The 18,885-nt window shown below is 42.5% G+C and carries 21 protein-coding genes; 9 read left to right on the top strand and 12 right to left on the bottom strand.

Annotation, left to right across the window (positions count from 1 at the left end; translation table 11 throughout):
* The first annotated feature begins 30 nt into the window (after positions 1-30).
* The 3 genes from CTN_RS10135 (at position 31) to CTN_RS07745 (ending at position 1,332) form a co-directional block, all read left to right on the top strand.
* Positions 31-585 carry a hypothetical protein gene (locus CTN_RS10135; protein WP_231556081.1) on the top strand — a complete coding sequence of 185 codons (555 nt, stop codon included), beginning with the start codon at positions 31-33 and terminating at the stop codon, positions 583-585.
* A gap of 77 nt (positions 586-662) precedes the next feature.
* On the top strand, positions 663-911 hold the full coding sequence (locus CTN_RS07750) for a FadR/GntR family transcriptional regulator (protein WP_041437778.1): 249 nt from the start codon (positions 663-665) through the stop codon (positions 909-911).
* Position 912: 1 nt separating this feature from the next.
* On the top strand, positions 913-1,332 hold the full coding sequence (locus tag CTN_RS07745; RefSeq protein WP_015920015.1) for an FCD domain-containing protein: 420 nt from the start codon (positions 913-915) through the stop codon (positions 1,330-1,332).
* On the opposite strand, the gene CTN_RS07740 is transcribed toward CTN_RS07745, so the two are convergent.
* Genes CTN_RS07740 through CTN_RS07695 form a run of 10 tightly spaced genes read right to left on the bottom strand, consistent with a single transcriptional unit; the run spans position 1,317 to position 12,317 of the window.
* Positions 1,317-3,233, bottom strand: a complete 1,917-nt coding sequence (locus tag CTN_RS07740) for an alpha-glucosidase (protein WP_145971606.1) — start codon at positions 3,231-3,233, stop codon at positions 1,317-1,319. The two genes, CTN_RS07745 and CTN_RS07740, sit on opposite strands and share 16 nt — an antisense overlap.
* Complete coding sequence (locus CTN_RS07735) at positions 3,226-4,572, bottom strand: L-fucose/L-arabinose isomerase family protein (protein WP_015920013.1); 1,347 nt, start codon at positions 4,570-4,572, stop codon at positions 3,226-3,228. Before CTN_RS07735 ends, CTN_RS07740 begins: the two co-directional genes overlap by 8 nt.
* Positions 4,569-5,987 (bottom strand): aldehyde dehydrogenase family protein, encoded by a 1,419-nt coding sequence (locus tag CTN_RS07730; RefSeq protein WP_015920012.1) that lies wholly within the window; start codon positions 5,985-5,987, stop codon positions 4,569-4,571. Before CTN_RS07730 ends, CTN_RS07735 begins: the two co-directional genes overlap by 4 nt.
* On the bottom strand, positions 5,984-7,228 hold the full coding sequence (larAH5, locus tag CTN_RS07725) for a nickel-dependent malate racemase, LarAH5 family (protein ID WP_015920011.1): 1,245 nt from the start codon (positions 7,226-7,228) through the stop codon (positions 5,984-5,986). The genes CTN_RS07730 and larAH5 overlap by 4 nt, the downstream gene beginning before the upstream one ends.
* 2 nt (positions 7,229-7,230) lie before the next feature.
* Positions 7,231-8,385 (bottom strand): UxaA family hydrolase, encoded by a 1,155-nt coding sequence (locus CTN_RS07720; protein WP_015920010.1) that lies wholly within the window; start codon positions 8,383-8,385, stop codon positions 7,231-7,233.
* Between the two features lie 4 nt (positions 8,386-8,389).
* Positions 8,390-8,674 (bottom strand): UxaA family hydrolase, encoded by a 285-nt coding sequence (locus tag CTN_RS07715; protein WP_015920009.1) that lies wholly within the window; start codon positions 8,672-8,674, stop codon positions 8,390-8,392.
* Between the two features lie 7 nt (positions 8,675-8,681).
* Positions 8,682-9,344 (bottom strand): transaldolase family protein, encoded by a 663-nt coding sequence (locus CTN_RS07710; RefSeq protein WP_038067899.1) that lies wholly within the window; start codon positions 9,342-9,344, stop codon positions 8,682-8,684.
* An 18-nt stretch (positions 9,345-9,362) separates the two neighbouring features.
* On the bottom strand, positions 9,363-10,181 hold the full coding sequence (locus CTN_RS07705; protein ID WP_015920007.1) for a carbohydrate ABC transporter permease: 819 nt from the start codon (positions 10,179-10,181) through the stop codon (positions 9,363-9,365).
* Positions 10,178-11,089 (bottom strand): carbohydrate ABC transporter permease, encoded by a 912-nt coding sequence (locus tag CTN_RS07700; RefSeq protein ID WP_231556079.1) that lies wholly within the window; start codon positions 11,087-11,089, stop codon positions 10,178-10,180. The genes CTN_RS07705 and CTN_RS07700 overlap by 4 nt, the downstream gene beginning before the upstream one ends.
* Positions 11,052-12,317: an extracellular solute-binding protein gene (locus tag CTN_RS07695; RefSeq protein WP_015920005.1), complete on the bottom strand. Its 1,266-nt coding sequence runs from the start codon at positions 12,315-12,317 to the stop codon at positions 11,052-11,054. The genes CTN_RS07700 and CTN_RS07695 overlap by 38 nt, the downstream gene beginning before the upstream one ends.
* A 228-nt stretch (positions 12,318-12,545) precedes the next feature.
* Between CTN_RS07695 and CTN_RS07690 the strand changes: the two genes are divergently transcribed.
* The 5 genes from CTN_RS07690 to CTN_RS07675 all read left to right on the top strand — a co-directional run bounded on the left by CTN_RS07690 (position 12,546) and on the right by CTN_RS07675 (position 16,382).
* A complete protein-coding gene (locus CTN_RS07690; RefSeq protein ID WP_015920004.1) occupies positions 12,546-13,976 on the top strand; it encodes an MFS transporter in 1,431 nt (476 codons plus the stop codon).
* A 121-nt stretch (positions 13,977-14,097) separates the two neighbouring features.
* On the top strand, positions 14,098-14,235 hold the full coding sequence (locus tag CTN_RS10130) for an ABC transporter (RefSeq protein WP_015920003.1): 138 nt from the start codon (positions 14,098-14,100) through the stop codon (positions 14,233-14,235).
* Complete coding sequence (locus CTN_RS07685; protein WP_342279238.1) at positions 14,190-14,978, top strand: ABC transporter ATP-binding protein; 789 nt, start codon at positions 14,190-14,192, stop codon at positions 14,976-14,978. Before CTN_RS10130 ends, CTN_RS07685 begins: the two co-directional genes overlap by 46 nt.
* On the top strand, positions 14,975-15,766 hold the full coding sequence (locus tag CTN_RS07680; protein WP_015920001.1) for an ABC transporter permease subunit: 792 nt from the start codon (positions 14,975-14,977) through the stop codon (positions 15,764-15,766). Before CTN_RS07685 ends, CTN_RS07680 begins: the two co-directional genes overlap by 4 nt.
* Positions 15,767-15,776: 10 nt before the next feature.
* Positions 15,777-16,382 (top strand): TetR/AcrR family transcriptional regulator, encoded by a 606-nt coding sequence (locus CTN_RS07675; RefSeq protein WP_144399138.1) that lies wholly within the window; start codon positions 15,777-15,779, stop codon positions 16,380-16,382.
* A 17-nt stretch (positions 16,383-16,399) separates the two neighbouring features.
* Here the strand turns inward: CTN_RS07675 and CTN_RS07670 are convergent, their stop codons facing one another.
* The gene (locus tag CTN_RS07670; RefSeq protein ID WP_004080491.1) at positions 16,400-16,642 is read right to left on the bottom strand and encodes a glutaredoxin family protein; all 243 of its coding nucleotides are present in this window, start codon (positions 16,640-16,642) and stop codon (positions 16,400-16,402) included.
* A 142-nt stretch (positions 16,643-16,784) separates the two neighbouring features.
* Here CTN_RS07670 and CTN_RS07665 point away from each other — a divergent pair, with 142 nt between their 5' ends.
* Positions 16,785-17,894, top strand: coding sequence for an MFS transporter (locus CTN_RS07665; RefSeq protein WP_038067893.1), 1,110 nt, complete (start codon positions 16,785-16,787; stop codon positions 17,892-17,894).
* Here the strand turns inward: CTN_RS07665 and CTN_RS07660 are convergent.
* On the bottom strand, positions 17,869-18,876 hold the full coding sequence (locus CTN_RS07660; RefSeq protein ID WP_038067891.1) for a mannose-1-phosphate guanylyltransferase: 1,008 nt from the start codon (positions 18,874-18,876) through the stop codon (positions 17,869-17,871). The genes CTN_RS07665 and CTN_RS07660 overlap by 26 nt on opposite strands.
* Positions 18,877-18,885: the final 9 nt, after the last annotated feature.

Raw genomic sequence — 18,885 nt, 5'->3', positions numbered from 1 at the left:
ATCGATTAAACTGATGAGGGGGTGTTTTCTATGCGAAAGAATTTGTTGATAGCTGTTATGGCCTTCTTGATAGTCCTTGCCGGCTGCACAGGAGTTGTGGGTATCATCGTGGAAGAAGGAATCAAACAGAAGGCACAGGAGCTGCTGGATCAAACTATGGATATTGTTGATGAACTGGAAACCAGTCCTGCCAGTTACGATCTTTTGAGAGAAATCATCTACGTTCCAGAGAGCGATGCAAGCGACTCAGAAGTTGTAGATATGGTCCTTTCCAGTAGTGAGATATTGGTTTACGATCTAACGACACCTTCCACACTCACCAGTTGCAGTGTGATCTCTGTTGAAGAACTGAGCAGCAGAGCCATTCCCTGGAGTCTTGCTAACAAACCTGAATTTGTGGAGAATGTTTATGCCATCACAATCGAAGGAACAACAGAAGATGGGACAAAGACGTTCTTTTCAATTCCAATGATAGAAGTCTCCGGCAAGGAGTATTTCTGGTCGGTCTATATCTACACCTCAAAGGATATTGTGATAACACCTTCTACAGAAGTCAGGATGTACCCACAGTTTTTGTTTTACTAGGATTCGTTCTTTACTTTTTCCAAATTCTGAGAAATACTCATACCTGTTGGTATAATCAATACCAAGGAGGGGTGTTTGTGTCCAAGGTTCATGAAACGGTAAAAGAAATAGAAAGGTTGATAAGAGAAATGAATCTTAAAGAAGGAGATCGTCTACCACCCGAAAGGGAATTGTGTGAAAAAATAGGAGCGTCTCGTATAATTGTTAGAGAGGCTCTTAGTTTCCTTAAGGCTTCGGGTATTATAAAAAGCAGAAGGGGTAGTGGTAACTACGTAATAAAAATACCTTCAGAGGAAAAACAAGCAATCCAAACTTCTAGCCTATGATTTGGATGAGTTGATAATTGCGCGCGAATTTTTAGACAAAGCTATAGCAGAATTTTACATTTCAAACTTTTCGCTTCAAATGATTCAGGACATGGAACATCATCTTTCTTTGATGAAAGAGTACTTCGAACAGAAAAAATTTCGTGCTTTAACAGAGTCAGATGTTATGTTTCATAAAGTTTATGCTAAAGCAGCAAGAAATTCTATAATTTTCCACCTGATGGAAAACCTGCTAGATTATATGAAAAGCCGTGTCTGGTACGTATTGAAAAAGGACTATCTCGCTGATTCGGATTATCAAAAAAGATCAATAGAAATCCATGAAGAGATCCTTCGTTCTATAATCTCAAACGACAAAAAGCGTCTAATTGAATCCATAGAAAAGCATTATAAAAACATTCTTGATCATCTTAATTCCTGAACATCTCTCGATGCAGCAAGTATTTTTTCTAGAAATTCAGAACCAAGTCTTACGAAAACAGGTGGTTCTCCAAGAGGAGCATCAATCTCTATCCATCCTCCAGAGAACATCTTTTCTGTCCAAAGATGTACCCATTTTTCCCTTCTTGGAAGAAAAACCTTCCACTTTCTTGTTTTCTTCTTCAGTACAGGTGCAACCAAGATATCATTCCCCAGTAGATACTGATACTTTATCTGCCAGGACTCAGGATCCTCTGGATAGTTCAAAGCTAGGTGTTTTACAACAGGTAGATTCTCATCTATAGCTTTTTTGAATTCTACCTTCAGATAATCTATCAAAAGAACGTGCATATTAGCCATCTTAGAAAAGTGTCTTAATATGTCATGATTAGAATCGAACTGTATGTTTGACACGGGACGGTTGGTCTGGTGTGTTCGCATAACGGGGGAAAAGGCTGCTATTTCTGTCCATCTCATAAACAGCTCTGGTGTTCGCTTCATCCAGAACAAGGATGTGTATCCTCCTATGTCGAAGTGTATGTGTCGAACTCCACAGAGGCTAGAACTCGTCATAGCAGGAATTACGGTTGGCAAACCATCGCTGAACGACCAATCTACATTCTGATCACCTGTCCAGAAGGCTGGACAGAATCTAGTGGATCCCAAAAATCCAGCGCGCATAAAATAGACCACCTTTTTTGAAGATGCTTTTACTGCTTCGAAGTTTAACCTGGCCCATTCCACAGGGTATTTGTTGTGATACTCCTTTCCACTGGAATATTTCAACACGGCATCCATTGGCAAATATTCTCCGAAGTCTGCCATCCATCCATCCATTCCTATTGATATCATGTTGTTTAGAATTATTGATTTGTACCACTCAAACGCATCTGGATTGCTCAGATCTATAAGACCCGCTGGGAAGGTAGTCACTACTATGTCATATACGCTTCCATCCTTTTTTTTCACTAAATATCCTTTCTCCAGAGCTTCTTTGTATAGGTTCCCTTCTTTATTAAGGAACGGATTTATGTAACCCAAGAAACGAATACCCTCTTCGTGCCACTTTTTGATATACTCAGGTAGATCGTGATAGTCTTCTTTATCGTACTCCCAGTTCCAAAATACCTGTCTCCCGAATTTGGTATACACTTTTCCACACCAATCTTGCGCCCATACGGCATGAACAGGGATATTCCATTCTCTCGCAGTCTTTATAATGCGTTCAATATTCTCCGTTCCACCTTGAGAAGCCAACCAGACACCGAACATCCAGTCTTCGTAATCAAAAGCGCCCCCGAAAATTTTGAATAAATCTCTTACCATTTCCTCTAATGTTCCGGACAAAACGATTATGTTGCACTCGTTACTCCATATTTCGAACAAGGCAATATTTTTTCTCAAATCAACGATCATAGGAGCGTAGGTTTTGAATACGATACCATACCCTTTATTGGAGAAAAAAACAGGCTGGGGAAAGTAAGTGCTGTACCACGAACCTCTAACTTTTTTCAGGTAGGCTAGAAGTGAAATCAGATTCTTACCTCTTCCCACACCCTGTTCCTGAACGAACAGAGGAAATCTTTTGCCCTTAAGATTCAACTCACTATACTGTTCTCCTCCACCAAATATTACTTCATCTTTCGCCAATTCAGTTTTTATCAGCAGCCTGTTGATGTCTCTGGAAGATTTTATGTGAATTTCAAAGGGGTTTTCAGATACCAATTCTATACTACCTTTAAAAGGGTAATATTCTTTTACAGTTGATTTTATGGTGAAGTGGCCATGGTATTCTTTGATCCTTTCCTTACCAAATCCTTCCCATATATTCTTTGAAGATATCAGTATGTGATCATTTACAGCAACGTAGAATTGATTTCCCTTTATTTCGTGCTTAATCATCACTTACAACCCTCCAACCTTTTGTTTTTGCAAACTTGATAAGGCTTCTTGTGAAAGATCCGTATCCAAGGACAACATGGTGTGGGAATCCATTTTCGATGAGGGTATCCACAAGTTTTAGAGGATCTTTAACGCGCACTTTCACATAGGTTCCCTTTAACTCTTGCTTTGTGTGAACGGCTTCACCTTCGGTTATGAAAAGCCTCCATTCATTATCTGTATGGTCAAGACGAACAATGGTCACATGTCCTGGTTTAAGAACGAAATCAGTTGTTACACCTTTTCCACCAGCAAAATAAGTCTCCAGGGATTTTTTGGATACACCATCCCAAAGCGTATGAGGAGCAACCCCACAATGCCACATTAAAAGGGAGGAATCTTTTTCTATGATCTGGCTGATGTCCGCTAGATACATGTCTTTACAGCCTATTGCCTTGAGCATTAACATTGTTACTGCCCCAAGAACATCCCCTTCGCAGCTTAGAATAGAACCCTGTGCCATATTCCAGGCCATAGCAGCACACGGTGAAATGCCGTAATACGATGCAAATTCAGGCCAGCATCTTACGGCCAGCGCGCTGAATTTGCCTGTTTCAAGTATTCGTTTAAAAGAAACGATCAACTTACATACCTTGCTTTTCTTGTCTTCATTCAATTTTTCAGTGTCGTAGGTTTTCTCAATTTCCTCTTTCAAATTTTCAATGGAATTTCTGTCAAGGTTTAAATTAAAAACGAAGCTCAAAGGAATGTGTTCCACTGTTACTCCAATCTCTTTGAGAAGAAGAGGTTCATACACGTCGATGTTGAGAAAAGTCTTTGCATGACCTCCAACTAGCCCTATTTTTGCACCTTTTAAAGTCTTGTTGATTTTTATGATGTTGATCCATTCGATGAATTTTTCTTGAAAATGTTCACTCTTTGATGATCCATATACAAACTCAACGTCTTTTTTTCCAATCTTTTTGAGGTTCGATACATCCAGATGTGCCCCAACGAGTGAGTTTAGTCTAACTCTTCCCTCAGAAGAATAGGGCGGTTCAGGAACAGCCCAGCATAGAATGGGTACGTCATAAAATTTCTGAGCGAGGAGGAGGGCTATGTCTCCCAAATGAAAAGTCGCACTCATTAACACAATTCCGTCGATGTCCTCTTTGCGCATTTTATTAAGAAACGCTTCAAGATTTTCGGTGTATTCTATAACATCGCTTGGGTAAAACCAATTTATATCTTGCATCTTTTGCAAATTTTCTAGTTCTTCATTGAATATTCTTCTTCCTTCTGAAACTTCATAAGTACTTCTCACCGATGGAACAAGAATGAGGTTGATCAAGTTAATCACTCCCTCAAATCAAAGATGACGGTCTTTATCTCTGTCATCTCTTCTATGGCGAATTTGATACCTTCTCTTCCTATACCGCTTTCTTTATAGCCACCATAAGGCATGAAATCTGCCCTGTACCTTGGTCCTTCATTTATCAAAACTCCTCCAAATTCGAGTTTTTCGATTGCCTCAAACGCTTCATCTATCTTTGAAGTGAAGACACCCACCTGAAGGCCATATTTTGTTGAGTTGGCTTCTTCGAGAGCTTCTTCAAAAACTTCGAAAGAATTTACAGCAACGGCTGGCCCAAACAGTTCCTCGGTCATGATCTTGGTATCTTTCGGAACCTCAAGGAGAACGGTAGGAGATATCAAGGTATAGTTACGCTCTCCTCCGATGGCAAGTTTTGCGCCCTTATCGACGGCTTCTTTTATCCAGCTTTCTATTCTCAAAGCATTCGGTTCATCGATGACCGGTCCCATGTCGGTATCCCTAGACATAGGATCTCCCACTTTTATCTTCTTTACCTCCTCTATGAGGAGATCAACAAAATCGTTGAAAACCTTTTTGTGAACATAGACTCTCTGAACGGAAATGCAGACCTGACCGGCAAGCGAAAAACCACCCGAAACGGTTGCTTTCACGGCTTTTTCTAAGTTACCAGTTTCAGTTACAATGAGAGGGCTGTTTGAACCCAATTCCATGGATACTTTCTTCAAGCCAACATTTTTCATAATGGTTTTTCCCACAGGAACGCTGCCTGTGAAACTTACCATCCTGATTCTTTCATCTCTTACTATAGGGGTTCCTACTCTGCTTCCAGGTCCCGTCAAGATACTGACCGCTTCTGAAGGCATTCCCGCTTCAAGTAAGATTTCCCCTAAAACCAGGTTCGTAAGAGGATCCTGGGTTGGGGGCTTTATAATCACAGCGTTCCCTGCTGCTATAGCTGGGCCAACCTTATGGGCGCAGAGGGCAAGAGGAACGTTGAATGGAACAATTGCGGCAACGATTCCAACCGGTTCTCTCACAAAATAGCCCCTTTTTCTTTCAGAACCTTTCAATGAATCAAAAGGAAGCGTTTCACCATGAATCCTTTTTGCTTCTTCCGCAGACATCCTGAAGAGTTCAGCAGTTCTGAGGACTTCTGCTTCTGCTTCTCTTATGGTTTTCCCAGATTCCTTGACCAGAAGAACAGCGATTTCCTTGTATCTTTCCTTGAGAAGCTCTGAGGTTTTCTCAAGAATCTCAACCCGCTTCCAGATAGGCATCCTTTTCATGATCTTTGCACCTTCAACAGCTTTGCTTATTGCTTCTTCTATATCCTCTTCCGAGGCAACTGGAACCGTATCGACTAAACTTCCATCATAAGGATTCAAGACCTCTATCTTTTCATCTCTATCAACCCATCTGCCCGCAACCAGCATTTTCATAGTTTCTCCTCCTTCCCCTGAACAGGTATGATTTGCGAAGCATTTGGTATGACACAAACAGACGATTTTGGCTCTATTTCTTTTATAGCTTCTTCGAAGTTCACTATGGGTTCAAAGAACATGTTTCTCAACCTCTCAGCAGGTAATGTTGATAAGATTTTAACCCTACATTTGATGAGGGTCTGTGCTATTAAAAAAGCCTTGTGAGGTCCTACTTTGAAATTACTAAAGTCGAAGTTTTCAATCACTTCTTCTGGAGAACGTGCTCTCTCCAGAACAGGGACATACCCGCCCTCATCGCCGAATCCTTTCGAACACTCTGCCAAAAGGACAATGGTTCCCCCGGGTTTACAGAACTCCTGTGCAACAGCAAGTGCTTTTTGAGATTGGTATAGATCAATATCCCTCGGATAGCCACCAGGGGATACTACCACAAGATCATAAAGCCTCTTCACAGGAATTCCACTGATTTTCTTTACAAACTCACACGCCATCCTATGGGAATGGGGATGCTCCCCCACAAAAAGACCTATGATCTCTTTTTTCTCATTCAGAACAGAGTTAATAAGAAGATCCAGTCCAACCATTTCACCTATTTCATCGATTTCTTCCCTGACAGGATTTCCATCGATAACACCCATTTTAGCTCTCTGGAATTTCATTTTTGAATGGTTCCCGGAAATCGTTTCCTCACCGCCCAGCCCTATAGCGACCGCTTTTGCTCCACCGGAGAAACCGGCAAATTGATGTTCTTCAACCACAGAAACGGCGATTTTTATATCGGATTCTGCGAAATGTTTCATGATCCAAACGGGAGTACCGAATCTTGTGTGACCTAGGAAAGATAAACTCTTTTTGTCAAGTGCGTTGTTTATATAAACTTTTATCCTTTCGTTTCTGTGCAAAGGTATCAATTTTCGTATTTCATCCTCTGTTGGATTTCTGTGTAGACCTGTTCCGATGCAAATTCGCACTTCTTTGGCATCCTTTTCAAGTAAAACCTTTACGAGGAAAGGCAATATCTTTTCCGAGATGTTTGGCCTTGTTTGATCTGGTATCGCCACACCTACGATTTTTGCTGAAATCGCCAGTTTTTCCAGATTTTTCTTGATTTCGGTGTTTATTTTATCTTCTCCTAAAGAGGGAATGCTGCTTCTTCTGCTTTGCAAAACATCTACTTTTAAATTTTCTGGAAATTCCAGTGATAAATGGCCCTTTCCATATGGAACGGTTATCACCATTTTTAGGCACTCCTGTAAAGTTTTGTGAGAACAAATTCTTTGTGATTCAGTATTTCTGCTCTTACCATTCGACCATTGGCTGTTTCAATCACTCTTTGCCATAGTTTGTCAGCAGCTTCATCGATGCTCATTCCTTCTGTTAAAACCTGGGAAACATCGACATCGATGTGTTCTGACATAACCTGAGCGGTCTTTGGATTTGCTGTTATTTTCACAACAGGTATAATGGGATTGCCTATGGGGTTACCTTGTCCTGTTGGGAAGAGGTGAATAACGGCACCTGCTGCCGCAAACAGTGTCACAGCCTCTGCGGCTGCGGAGGATGTGTTCATGAAGTAAAGTCCTTTACCAGGTATTTCTTCAAGAAAGTCTAGAGCACCATCTATCTTCGCATTGCCTATTTTTTGTATGTTTCCAAGAGCCTTTTCCTCTATCGTGCTCAATCCACCCGCTATGTTCCCCTCTGTTGGCTGTGATCCCAGAAGATCCACTCCCTGTGATTTTATAAGTTCCTGATATTCGTTGAAAATTTGCATGAATTTTTCTCTATCTTCTTCTCTCTTGAACCTGGATGCTATGATATGCTCGGCCCCCGTTAGCTCCGTAGTTTCACCGAAGAGCACAGTTCCACCTATTTCCAAAAACCTCTCTGTAAATCTCCCAACAACTCTGTTTGCACCCAAACCTGAAGTTGTATCAGATTCCCCACATTTTAAACTGATTATGAGTTCACTTATATCAACTGGCTCTCTTTTCAAATTGGTTGCATCCTCAACCATTTTCACAGCTACTCTTGACACCCTTTCTATAGTTTTCAGTTGGCCGCTTCCCTCCACCCAGAAGGCTTCAACCGGTTTACCAGTCTTTGCAATTTCATCTGCTACTCTATGAGTCCACTTTGGCTCTATTCCAACCACCACAACGGCTGCAACGTTAGGATTGGAACCAGTTCCTATCAAGGTTTTAAAGAACAGCTCTAGGTCCTTACCAAACTGCAGTCTTCCATAAGGATGAGGAAGAGCCAGCGTGCCAGCCACGGATTTTTCAACGGCTTCCACAACAGCATTCGAAATATCATCCACAGGTAACAGAAGGACATAGTTTCTAACACCCACTTTGCCATTCTCTCTGACATAACCTAGAATTGTTCTTTCCATCGTATCACCCCCATCGCAGACTTCGAATGTTATGAACATGGACATGAGATCCTTTCGATATGTCTTTTGTTGCCCTGCCGATTATCTCCCCGTATTCTTTTACTTTCTCTCCCTCTTTAATATCCCTCAACGCTATTTTGTGCCCAAGGGGAATATCTTCTTTTGCTTCCAATTCATAGAAAATCTCTCCTTCCAGTGTCTTTCCTTTGATTTTCTCTCCCTTAGATATGTCTCGCACGGCCACTCCCACATCATCACCAGCTTTGTGAACCAGGAAATCTACCTTCATTTATAGATCACCTCCCGTATATACTGTTCCAGGCATCAGAGAATATCTGGAGTCCCATGCGGGTGTAAGGATTATCAAAGGCCCGTTTGTACACCTGAAAACCCGCTGTTACAATATCCGCTCCTGCTAGTGCTGCTTCCACAAAATGTTTTGCAGATCTAACGGCCGCTACGATTATTTGGGAACTGTAACCATAACCTTTTACTGCTTTGACAATTTGATTTATAAAATCAGTATTTAATTCTCCTCTTTCTTCCCTCCATCCAACGAACGGACTTATGTAGTAAGCACCAAGTCTTGCCGCTTGCAACGCTTGTACCAAGTTGAAAACGAGTGTTATGTTAACTTTTACTCCTTTCGAAGATAACTCCGCTAATGCTTCAAAACCACTTTCGGTGGCTGGTATCTTTATTACAAAATTGTTCGAAAGAGATGCCAACGAAGTAGCCTGATCAACGATCTCCTTGGGATCTTCTAAATGAGGATTCACTTCCAAGCTAACCGTTATGTGAGTGCCTTCAACGAGTTCTTTTACCTCTCTGGCGAAATCTTCTACAGTCATTCCCGCTACCATGAGATGCCTGGGATTGGTTGTTATACCGTCGATTTTCCATTTTTTGATGGCATACTTTATCTCTTCAAGATTGGCACTGTCCAGGAAAAATTTCATCCTCAAACACCTCCTTGTTTATCCCTTTATTCCACCAGCCGATAATCCTTTTATTATGTATCTTTGAAATCCCAAAGTGATTGCAAACACAGGAATAAGCATAATTGTTCCAGCCGCCGAAAGTTGTCCCCACAGGGGCGCATACTGCCCCAAGAAACCATTAACCGCCACGGGAGCTGTTTTTGCCCTCACACCGGTTAATACAAGAGCGTAAATGAATTCGTTCCAGGACATCAAAAAGGTGAAAACTGCTGCAACCACTATTCCCGCTGATGCCAATGGGAAGAATATTTTCCAGTAAATTTGAAAATCCCTGCATCCATCGATTTTTGCTGCCTCTTCATAATCGCGTGGTATTCCTTCAAAGAAAGGTAGCAGCAGAGCTACGGAATATGGTAAATTGAAGCTTATGTGAGCAAGAGACAAACCTAAGATGTTGTCACTTAGCCCCATCTTCTTGAATATGATGTAAAAAGGAAGAGACAGTGTTATTTGAGGGACCATGCGCAACAACAGAAGAAGAAAGATCAGCCAATCGTTGATTTTGAATCTGTATCTGGACAGTCCGTAGGAGGCCATGGATCCGAAAAACACCGAGACAAATGAAGAAATACTCGCAGCAATTAAAGAATTCTTCAAACCTCTTACAAAATCTTCGTTTTCAAACACTTTCTTATAGCTGGAAAGAGTAGGTTTGAAATAAAACGGGTTTCTGCTCCATATGTCTATATCCTTTTTAAAACCGTTCAGGATAATTATCAGTATGGGAAACAATTCAATTGCAACTATTGCAAGAGCTACAATAAACAGTATCCATCCGATCAACCTTCTTTTCATGCTGTTTCACCACGCAATCCTTTTTTAACAATGAAATAGGAGATAGCAAGAGATATGATCATCAAGAACGTACCTATTGCAGATGCGTAGGATATATTCCCAAACTCGAAGGCTTGCTTGTGTATGTACAGAGAAAGAAGCATTGTTGCGTTTGAAGGCCCCCCATAGGTCATTACATAAATTTCGGAAAAGATCCTCAAAGCATCTATTAGTCTCAAGAGGAAAGCTATGGCAAGAACTGGTTTCAAGAATGGGATGATAATGTAAAAAACTCTTTGGAAAAAGTTCGCCCCATCTATGAGTGCCGCTTCTATGTACTCTGCTGGAAGTGAAGACAAACCCGCGTATATCATCATGAACATGAAAGGCCACATTCTCCATATGTCCTGTAATATAACCGCTATGTATGCAAAAGTTTTGTCTGCTAACCACGCTTCAGGACCAATTGACAAACTCTGGAAGAAAGCAGCTAGAACTCCATAATCTGGTTGCAACATCAGTCTCCAGGTCAATCCAGAAAGAACGGGGATGACAAAAACAGGGAGCATGAGCAACGATCGCAAAAGTTTTGAAAAAGGAAATTCTCTGTTAAAGAGCAGCGCTACGAAGAAACCTATGATAAGCTCCACCGGTAAAGCAACGACAATGAATCCCAACTGTAACCAGAGCGAATGCCAGAAATCAGCATCTCTGAACATTGTCAGGTAGTTTTGAAATCCTACAAATTTCACGTTTCCAAGGAACAAAAGTTGTCTGTTTGTGAAAGAAAGAAGCAACACGTAGAAAACAGGGTAAATGAGTATAAAAGCTATCACCAGTAGTGTTGGCGTTATGAACATGAGGAAGGGGCGAAGCCCCTTCCTCTTTGGTTTAATAACCGTATTTCTTAAGGAGGTTTTCAATACCAATCACCATCCTGTCCACAGCCAGTTCAGCTGGAAGTTCTCCAGAAATGGCTTTGAGCCAGTAAATTCTTATTACCTGAGAAACCTCTGGATAGTGCTCAAATCTCGGTCTTTCAACAGCATATTTGAGAGATTCATAGATTCCAGCAAACCATGGTCTTTCTTTCTGAAGCTCTGGATCAAGTAACAAGGAAGCTCTCGCAGGTGTCATGCCTTCGGGTATAAGTTTCCTTTGTGTCTCTAAATCCATCCACCAGTAAGCGAATTCAGCAGCTGCTTCTTTATTTTTTGCAGCTTTAGGAATACCAACGATCCAGGCACCCCTTACAGCTGCTCTGCCAGCAGGACCAGCAGGAGGAGCCGAGTAGATTATTTTCCCAGCGACAAGTGATTTGTCTGGATTTTCCAGATCTGGTATCAGAGCAGGCCAGTTGAACATGGAAAAAACCTGCCCCTGTGAAAAAGCTGCCATTCTCTCTGAATGTCCATAGTCGAGTGCTCCTTTTGGAGCGTACTTCAGTAACTCTTTGTAGAATTCGATGGCCTGGACTGCTTTCTCTTTATCCAAGACAATTTTGTAGCCATCTTCTGTTACTTCCAGTACCTTTGTTCCAAAACTTCTGAACATCCAAATAGCTTCACACGTGCTGCCTTCTGTCGGTTTTGTGAATGGAGCCCACCCGTAAATTCCTTTCTTTGCGAGGAATTTCGACATATCAAGAAGTTCCTGAAGAGTTTCTGGTACCTTCATTTCATACCCATACTCTGCTTTGAACTCGTCTTTGTACTTTTCGATGATATCTTTTCTCGTCAGCCAAACATAGATGTTCGCATTGACCGGTAGACCCATGAATTGCCCTCTCCATTTCCCTGCCTCAAGAGCCAGTGGCATGATATCGTTCATGTCCGGTTGAGCATAGAACTTGGTGCTGGGCCACTCAGAAAGAGGAAGTAACAAAGGAGCCACCATAGGAATATTCGGTTCATCGACGGCCACAAGGTCATAATCGGAGTTTTCAAGAGTAACACTCAGAAGAGTTTTCTGAAGCATTGAACCGCTGGGAATTAACTCGAGTTCGACCTTGATCCCTGTTTTCTTTTCAAATTCATCCAATCCTGCTTTAAGAGCTCGTGTCATAGCATCATCCCAGAGTAGCACCCTCAACGTTGTGGAAACTCCAACAACTCCCAATACCAGAAGAATTACCAGGAAAAACTTCAGCTGTCTCATGCTAATCCCCCCTTGAATAGGATCAGATCGTTTCTAATTATATATTTGGTAATACCAGTTTGTCAAGTGTTGTTTTAATCTATTATTACCTATCGGTGGAAATTGTGACGAAATAGGGTTGAATAATGTCTGTTTGTTAACGGTTGACTTTAATGGGAAAAATTTGTAATACTTGTATACCGGAGAACATAAGTACTGTAACTAATTTATAAAGAAAGGAGGATTGGCATGAAGAAAGTAGGATTCAAGAACATCCTTCTCTATGGTCTAGGAGACATTTTTGGGGGTGGATCCTTTGTTGTAATAGGAACCTTATTTCTGCTATTTTTGACTGACATCGTAGGATTAAACCCAACCCTGGCAGGACTTGTTTTGATTGTTGGAAAGATATGGGATGCTCTTTCTGATCCATTGATGGGTTACATTTCCGACAACACAAAATCTCGTTTTGGAAGAAGAAGAATCTATTTCTTAATAGGTATAATTCCCATATTCATAAGCTTTTCTATTCTCTGGTATCCTTTCATCTCAGAATCTCAAATTCGAACTTTCCTGTACTATTTATTTGCGTATATCTTCTTTTCCACTGTTTATACAATGGTCATGGTACCGTACAGTGCCCTAGTTGCAGATATGAGTAGAGATTATCGAATTAGAACAAGGCTTTCTGGAGCGAGGATGATTTTTTCTCAGCTTTCTGCTTTGATTTCTGGAACAATACCAAAACTTATTGTCGACTCAGCCAGTACTCCTGCCGAAGGCTATTTCAGGATGGGAATAATCTTCGGTATCATATATGCTTCTCCGTGGTTGTTCGTTTTCCTGGGAACAAAAGAAGAGACAAGGACAGGAACAATCCAAAAGGTTTCCGGAAATTTATTTTCTGTCTTCAAAAACAGGGTTTTCAGAACACATATTGCCATGTACATATCGGCTTACACTGCTATGGACATAATGATGGCTCTATTGATATACTATCTAACATATTATCTTAACAAAGAACATATGTTTTCGCTTGCCATGGGAAGTGTTCTTATAACACAGATAATTTTCTTACCTTTGTATGTCAGAATATCAAATGTGTTTGGACAAGCTGTAGCGTATAGAACCGGTCTTTCTTTGTGGGGAGCAGGAATGATCCTACTATCATTCCTGTCATCAAACTCTCCCACATCTCTCATTCTGATAGACTGCGTCATTATCGGGGCTGGCCTCTCGGCAGGAGTTATGATTCCATGGGCTATGCTTCCAACAGTTGCTGATGTGGACGAACTTATAACATCGGAAAACAGGGCTGGACTTTACTCAGGAATGATGACCCTCATAAGGAAACTTGTGCAGGCTTTCACACTCTTTATGATAGGAGTTGCGCTTGACTTGATAGGATATACACCCAATGTCTCTCAAACACCACAAACGTTGCTAGGAATGAAGATTCTGGTCTCGTACGTCCCAATCGCTTTAATACTGATTGGTATTATCTTTTCCTTTAAATATAAGATAACCCCTGAGATTCACAGAGTTCTGGTGCAGGAACTGAAAAGGCTTAAAGAAACAGGTGACAAGTCGTCAGTCAACGATGAAGTGAAAAAGATGTGTGAGGAAGTAACGGATATACCGTATGAAAATCTCTGGAAGAAACCGAGTAAGAGAAATTAAGTAATGTACATTGAAAACTGCTAAATCAATGGAGAGACAAATTGGACTTTTCTTTCAAGATTGACTCATTAGTCAATTCATGATACGATGTGACTGACCAGACAGTCAGGGAGGTGTGAACATGCCTGTGATCGAGGCAGAAAATCTCACCAAGTACTACGGAAAGTCCCGAGGTGTAGAAGGTGTGACCTTTTCGGTTGAAGAGGGAGAGATATTCGGTTTCATCGGCCAAACGGTGCCGGGAAGACCACCACAATAAGACTGCTTCTTGGTCTAATCTTTCCGACGTCCGGTCGTGCCAGCATATTCGGCAGGGATGTTGTGAAAGAAGGAAAAGAGATCAGAAAGGGTGTTGGTTACATTCCAGGAGAGGTGAGTTTCTATCCCGAGGTGACGGTGGAGGAGTTTCTCAGGTACTCATCGAGTTTTTACGAAAGCGTTGATGAGAGCTACGTGAAAAAACTATGCAACATCTTTTCGCTGGACACGGGAAAACGTATCAGAGAACTTTCCATGGGAAACAGAAAGAAGGTAGCGATCGTTCAGGCTCTGATGCACAGGCCAAAACTTCTCATCCTGGATGAGCCAACGAACGGCCTTGATCCCATCGTTCAGAGCACATTCTTCGAGATCTTGAAGGAGGAGAAAGAAAGAGGCACCACGATCTTCTTCTCTTCCCACATACTCAGCGAGGTCGAGAGACTCTGCGATCGGGTTGCGATGATAAAGAACGGAAGGATCGTCAAGATAGAAAGTGTGGAGAACCTTAAGAAAGAAAAGTACAAGGTAGTAAGGATCAGAGAGGGAAACTTTGAGATGCTGGAGAAACTCCCTGAAGTGGTTCACCTGAAGATCGAAAACAGCGTTGCGGAGTTTCTTTTCTCTGGAACAACAGAGAAACTCATAGAAATTCTTCAGAGATTGAAACCATCTGATTTCTGGGTGGAGGAACCTTCTCTTGAGGAGATCTTCATGTCCTACTACAGGGAGGGAGAGAAATGAACGTTCTCAGATGGGATTTGAAGAGATACATAAAAAGTACACTCGCGTGGACGATTGTCTTGATACTTCTTCAGTTCATGTACGCTGCGTTCTATCCAAGCATGGCAAAAGAAACAGAGCTCATAACCAGATGGATAAGAGTCATGCCGAAAGCCTTTGTGAAACTCTTTGGGCTGGAGGATATGGACTTTTCCAACATCATGAACTATCTTGCGATGGTGTCGAGTATCTATGTGACACTTGTGGGAGGAGTTTTTGCGTCCCTGACCGGAGTGAGAAGCATCTCAAGGGAAGAAAACGAAAAGACCATGGAGTTTCTCCTCTCAAAACCCATCACAAGGTACGAAGTGGTCCTGTCGAAATTTGCCTCGTCACTGATACACATCCTCATTTTTGACGTGCTTTTGTTCACGAGTCTGTTTTTCTTTGCAAACGCCTACAGTTCATCTCCCGTGGAGATAGGTAGATTCACCGTTTTCGCTCTCAGTCAGACGATACTTCACATTACCCTCATGAACATCTCTTTTCTTGTGGGTGCCCTGAGATCAGACAACGCCCTTTCACTCGGTCTTGGCACAACCTTCGTTCTGTACGTGCTGAATATGATCTCAAAACTCACAGATTCTGCTGAATTTTTGAAGTACTTCACCCCCTTCTCTTACGCAGACCCTTCAAAGATCATAAGATATGGATTTCCTGAATACTCCGGGCTCTTCTTTGCGCTGGTGAATGTATCACTTTTGATCATCACAGTTGCTTTTTTCTCACGAAAGGACATCCTCGTCTGATGGAGGGATCGTGTTGTCGAAGAAAGAAGCGATATTGAAAGCAGCGATAGAGGTGTTCGGAAAAAGAGGATATGAAAGGGCCACAACCGATGAGATCGCAGAAAGAGCGGGGGTGGCCAAGGGTTTGATCTTTCATCACTTCAAAAGTAAAGAAAATCTCTACCATCAGGCTTACAGGTACGTCGTTGAGAAACTTCAGGGAGAGTTTGAGAATTTCTTGAGGGAAAACAAAAACAGAGATATCTTCGACTTCATGGAAAAGTGGATGGAGAAAAAACTGGAGTATTCTGCAAACCATCCCGAGGAGACGGACTTTCTGGTGACGCTTGTTGGTGTAAACGAGAATCTGAGAAGAAAGATCCTCTCCGATCTTGAAAAAGCACAGGGAAAGTTCTTCGGTTTTGTGAGAGAGAAACTGGAGGACCTGAAACTAGCAGAAGGTGTAACTGAAGAAGTGGCGCTGAAATTTCTGATGTGGTTTTTCAAGGGGTTTGAAGAGATTTATCTCAGAACCTATCAGGGAAGGCCAGATCAGTTGAAGAAAGATACCAGAAACCTTGTTGAGGAAGTGAAAGTGATGCTGAAGATCGTAAAGAGGGGCATGTTGAAAGAGTAAAGCGGGGCTGTCCCCGCTTAAGATATTCCAAGGAGTCTGTCGATCTTTGCCTTGTCGAATCCGATGACTATCTTGTTTCCGATTTCGATCACGGGAACTCCCATCTGTCCCGTCTTTTTCACCATGAGTTCTGCTTCTCTTGGATTCTTCGTAACATCCACCTCTTTGAATTTCAATCCCAGGGATCTGAAGTACTCTTTTGCCTTTCTACAGTATGGACAGGTCGGCGTCGTGTAGATTTTAATTTTCAGGTGCTGCACCTTTTCACCTCCATTTTCTACCTATTTGGTCCAAATTTATTTTACTACAGACTGGAGGTACTTTCAACTGTTTCTCACAGAACTGAAAAGTTCTGAATGCGAATCATCGTGCTACAATCTTTCCTGTGCGAGGAGGGATTCTGTGCGATACAGACTCGTATCGATAGAATTTCTCGTGTACGGATCGATGGCAGTTTATTCACTTTTGAGCCAATTCCTCGCAAGCGAGGGACTTGCAAAGTCTCAGATCGGCCTTTTGATGGCAATCATGCCCATCTCCTCTCTTTATGCAAATCACCTGAATTTCGAGATCGCCTCCGCTATTGGAAGAGTGAACTGGTTGAAAAGAGTAATCCTGTCCGCTGGATTTCTTCTGTGGGGCCTTTTTCTCTTCGAAGAGTTCTATGTGAAGCTTCTCTTCATGGCGATCTTTGCCTTTTTCTTTTCAGCAACGGCGCCTCTTGCAGAGTCTGTGATCGTAGACATCACGCACCAGTCGAGGATGAACTACGGCAGGATCAGACTCTTTGGAACGTTCGGTTTTTCTTTCACGGCACTGTTGATGAGTGCATTGATCAGAATAGGATACGTTGTGATATTCGTTGTCTTTGCATCTCTCATGATACTCACCTTTTTTGTTTTGAAGAAAGTGGACGAGGTTGAACTGGGAGACGAAGAAAAGAGCAGGAGCAAAAAGCCCTTGCCGATCTTCTTCTGGCTTCTTCTTCCGGTGGTGATCTTTGGTATAGCTGCAAACAACTTCAACTTCGTTTTTCTGCCCGTTCTGATAGAAGAGAGGGGATACGATGTCTCTCTTGCGAGTCTAGCACTTTCTTTGATGGCCATCACGGAGACACCGTTTCTTCTATGGGCCGATGAGATCGTGGGAAAACTCGGTGTGGGTTTCTTGCTCTCGTCAGGGGTGTTCGTTGTTGGTCTCAGGAATCTTCTCGTTACCATGGCGAATTCTCCGTCTTCTCTCCTGATGGTGCAGTTGCTTCAGGGCTGGACCTACATCGTGATCTATTACTCCATGATGTCACTCATTCGCACGTTCGGTCCCGCAAGGATCAGAGCACAAAAATACTTCTGGATCGCCATGGGAATAGGGCCGTTCGTTGGATCGTCCACCGGTGGAATACTCGCAGAAAGCCTTGGTATGATCGGTGCGTACAGAATCTTTGGACTGGTTCCTATGGTCGTTTCTCTTCTCGTCTTTCTCTTTCTCAGGAGGTACGAAAGAGTTTCCTGACCACTTCCCTCACTTTCTGTGCGTGTTCTTCTTTGCAGATCAATATCCCGTTGGGAGTGTCGATCACGATCACATCCGAAAGACCCACGATGGCTATTGGTTTGTCATGGGGTTTCACGAAGACACGTTCGCTGTCCACGAGTACCACATTCTCCGATTCCTCTGTGTAACCCTCTATCTCTCTCACCGAGGACCAGTTCCCAACGTCGGACCACTCAAAATCTGCTTTCACAACGCGAACCTTCTTTGACCTTTCCATGACCGCGTAGTCCACACTGATCGATGGTACTTTCTCGTAGGCTTTCTTCATCGCTTCGAAATCCCTCGGATCCACATCCTTCAGGTGTTCGTATATGGCAGGTTCACAAACCTTTACCTCCTCGATGAATTCTTTTGCCTTCCAGAGAAACATCCCACTATTCCAGAGGAACCTTCCACTCTCCAGGAATCTCTTTGCAGTCTCAAGATCGGGTTTTTCCCTGAACTGAGCAACCTCGTGCACGCCATCTTCCAGTTCTTTCCCAACTTCTATGTATCCGTAGCCGGTCTCCGGTCTTGTCGGAACGATTCCGAACGTGAAGAGACCTCCATACTTTTCCACGGCATCGAGGGCTTTCTCCATAGTTTCCCAGAACTTCTCCACATCGGAAATTCTGTGATCTGCCGGCAGGACCAGAACGGGCTCATCGTCTTCGGCAAGTTTTGTTCCAACAAAGCACGCAGGGGCGGTGTTCTTCTTCAGTGGTTCTGCGATGATGTTCTCCGGTGGAAGTTCTGGAAGTTCTTCTTTTGTTCTTTCGACGTAGTCTCTGTGGGTTACAACGATCACGTCTTTCGGGTCGAGCCTTTTCAAAACGCGCTCGAATGTCCACCTTATGAGACTTTTGTCACCGAAAAGTTTGAGGAACTGTTTTGGAGTTTCCGGAGTGGAAAAAGGCCAGAATCTTTCTCCAGATCCTCCAGCCAGGATCAGTGCTTTCACCGTTTCACC

It is taken from the genome of Thermotoga neapolitana DSM 4359 (assembly GCF_000018945.1).
Taxonomy (GTDB): domain Bacteria; phylum Thermotogota; class Thermotogae; order Thermotogales; family Thermotogaceae; genus Thermotoga; species Thermotoga neapolitana.
Note: the sequence above shows the minus strand (reverse complement) of the source record. Positions and strands in the feature narration are given on the sequence as shown.

Bases quoted from the DNA above. Each gene is read 5' to 3' on its own strand.
- CTN_RS10135 (WP_231556081.1), top strand. From the start codon at position 31: ATGCGAAAGAATTTGTTGATAGCTGTTATGGCCTTCTTGATAGTCCTT.
- CTN_RS07740 (WP_145971606.1), bottom strand. From the start codon at position 3,233: ATGATTAAGCACGAAATAAAGGGAAATCAATTCTACGTTGCTGTAAAT.
- CTN_RS07730 (WP_015920012.1), bottom strand. From the start codon at position 5,987: ATGAAAATGCTGGTTGCGGGCAGATGGGTTGATAGAGATGAAAAGATA.
- larAH5 (WP_015920011.1), bottom strand. From the start codon at position 7,228: ATGGTGATAACCGTTCCATATGGAAAGGGCCATTTATCACTGGAATTT.
- CTN_RS07720 (WP_015920010.1), bottom strand. From the start codon at position 8,385: ATGGAAAGAACAATTCTAGGTTATGTCAGAGAGAATGGCAAAGTGGGT.
- CTN_RS07715 (WP_015920009.1), bottom strand. From the start codon at position 8,674: ATGAAGGTAGATTTCCTGGTTCACAAAGCTGGTGATGATGTGGGAGTG.
- CTN_RS07710 (WP_038067899.1), bottom strand. From the start codon at position 9,344: ATGAAATTTTTCCTGGACAGTGCCAATCTTGAAGAGATAAAGTATGCC.
- CTN_RS07705 (WP_015920007.1), bottom strand. From the start codon at position 10,181: ATGAAAAGAAGGTTGATCGGATGGATACTGTTTATTGTAGCTCTTGCA.
- CTN_RS07695 (WP_015920005.1), bottom strand. From the start codon at position 12,317: ATGAGACAGCTGAAGTTTTTCCTGGTAATTCTTCTGGTATTGGGAGTT.
- CTN_RS07690 (WP_015920004.1), top strand. From the start codon at position 12,546: ATGAAGAAAGTAGGATTCAAGAACATCCTTCTCTATGGTCTAGGAGAC.
- CTN_RS10130 (WP_015920003.1), top strand. From the start codon at position 14,098: ATGCCTGTGATCGAGGCAGAAAATCTCACCAAGTACTACGGAAAGTCC.
- CTN_RS07680 (WP_015920001.1), top strand. From the start codon at position 14,975: ATGAACGTTCTCAGATGGGATTTGAAGAGATACATAAAAAGTACACTC.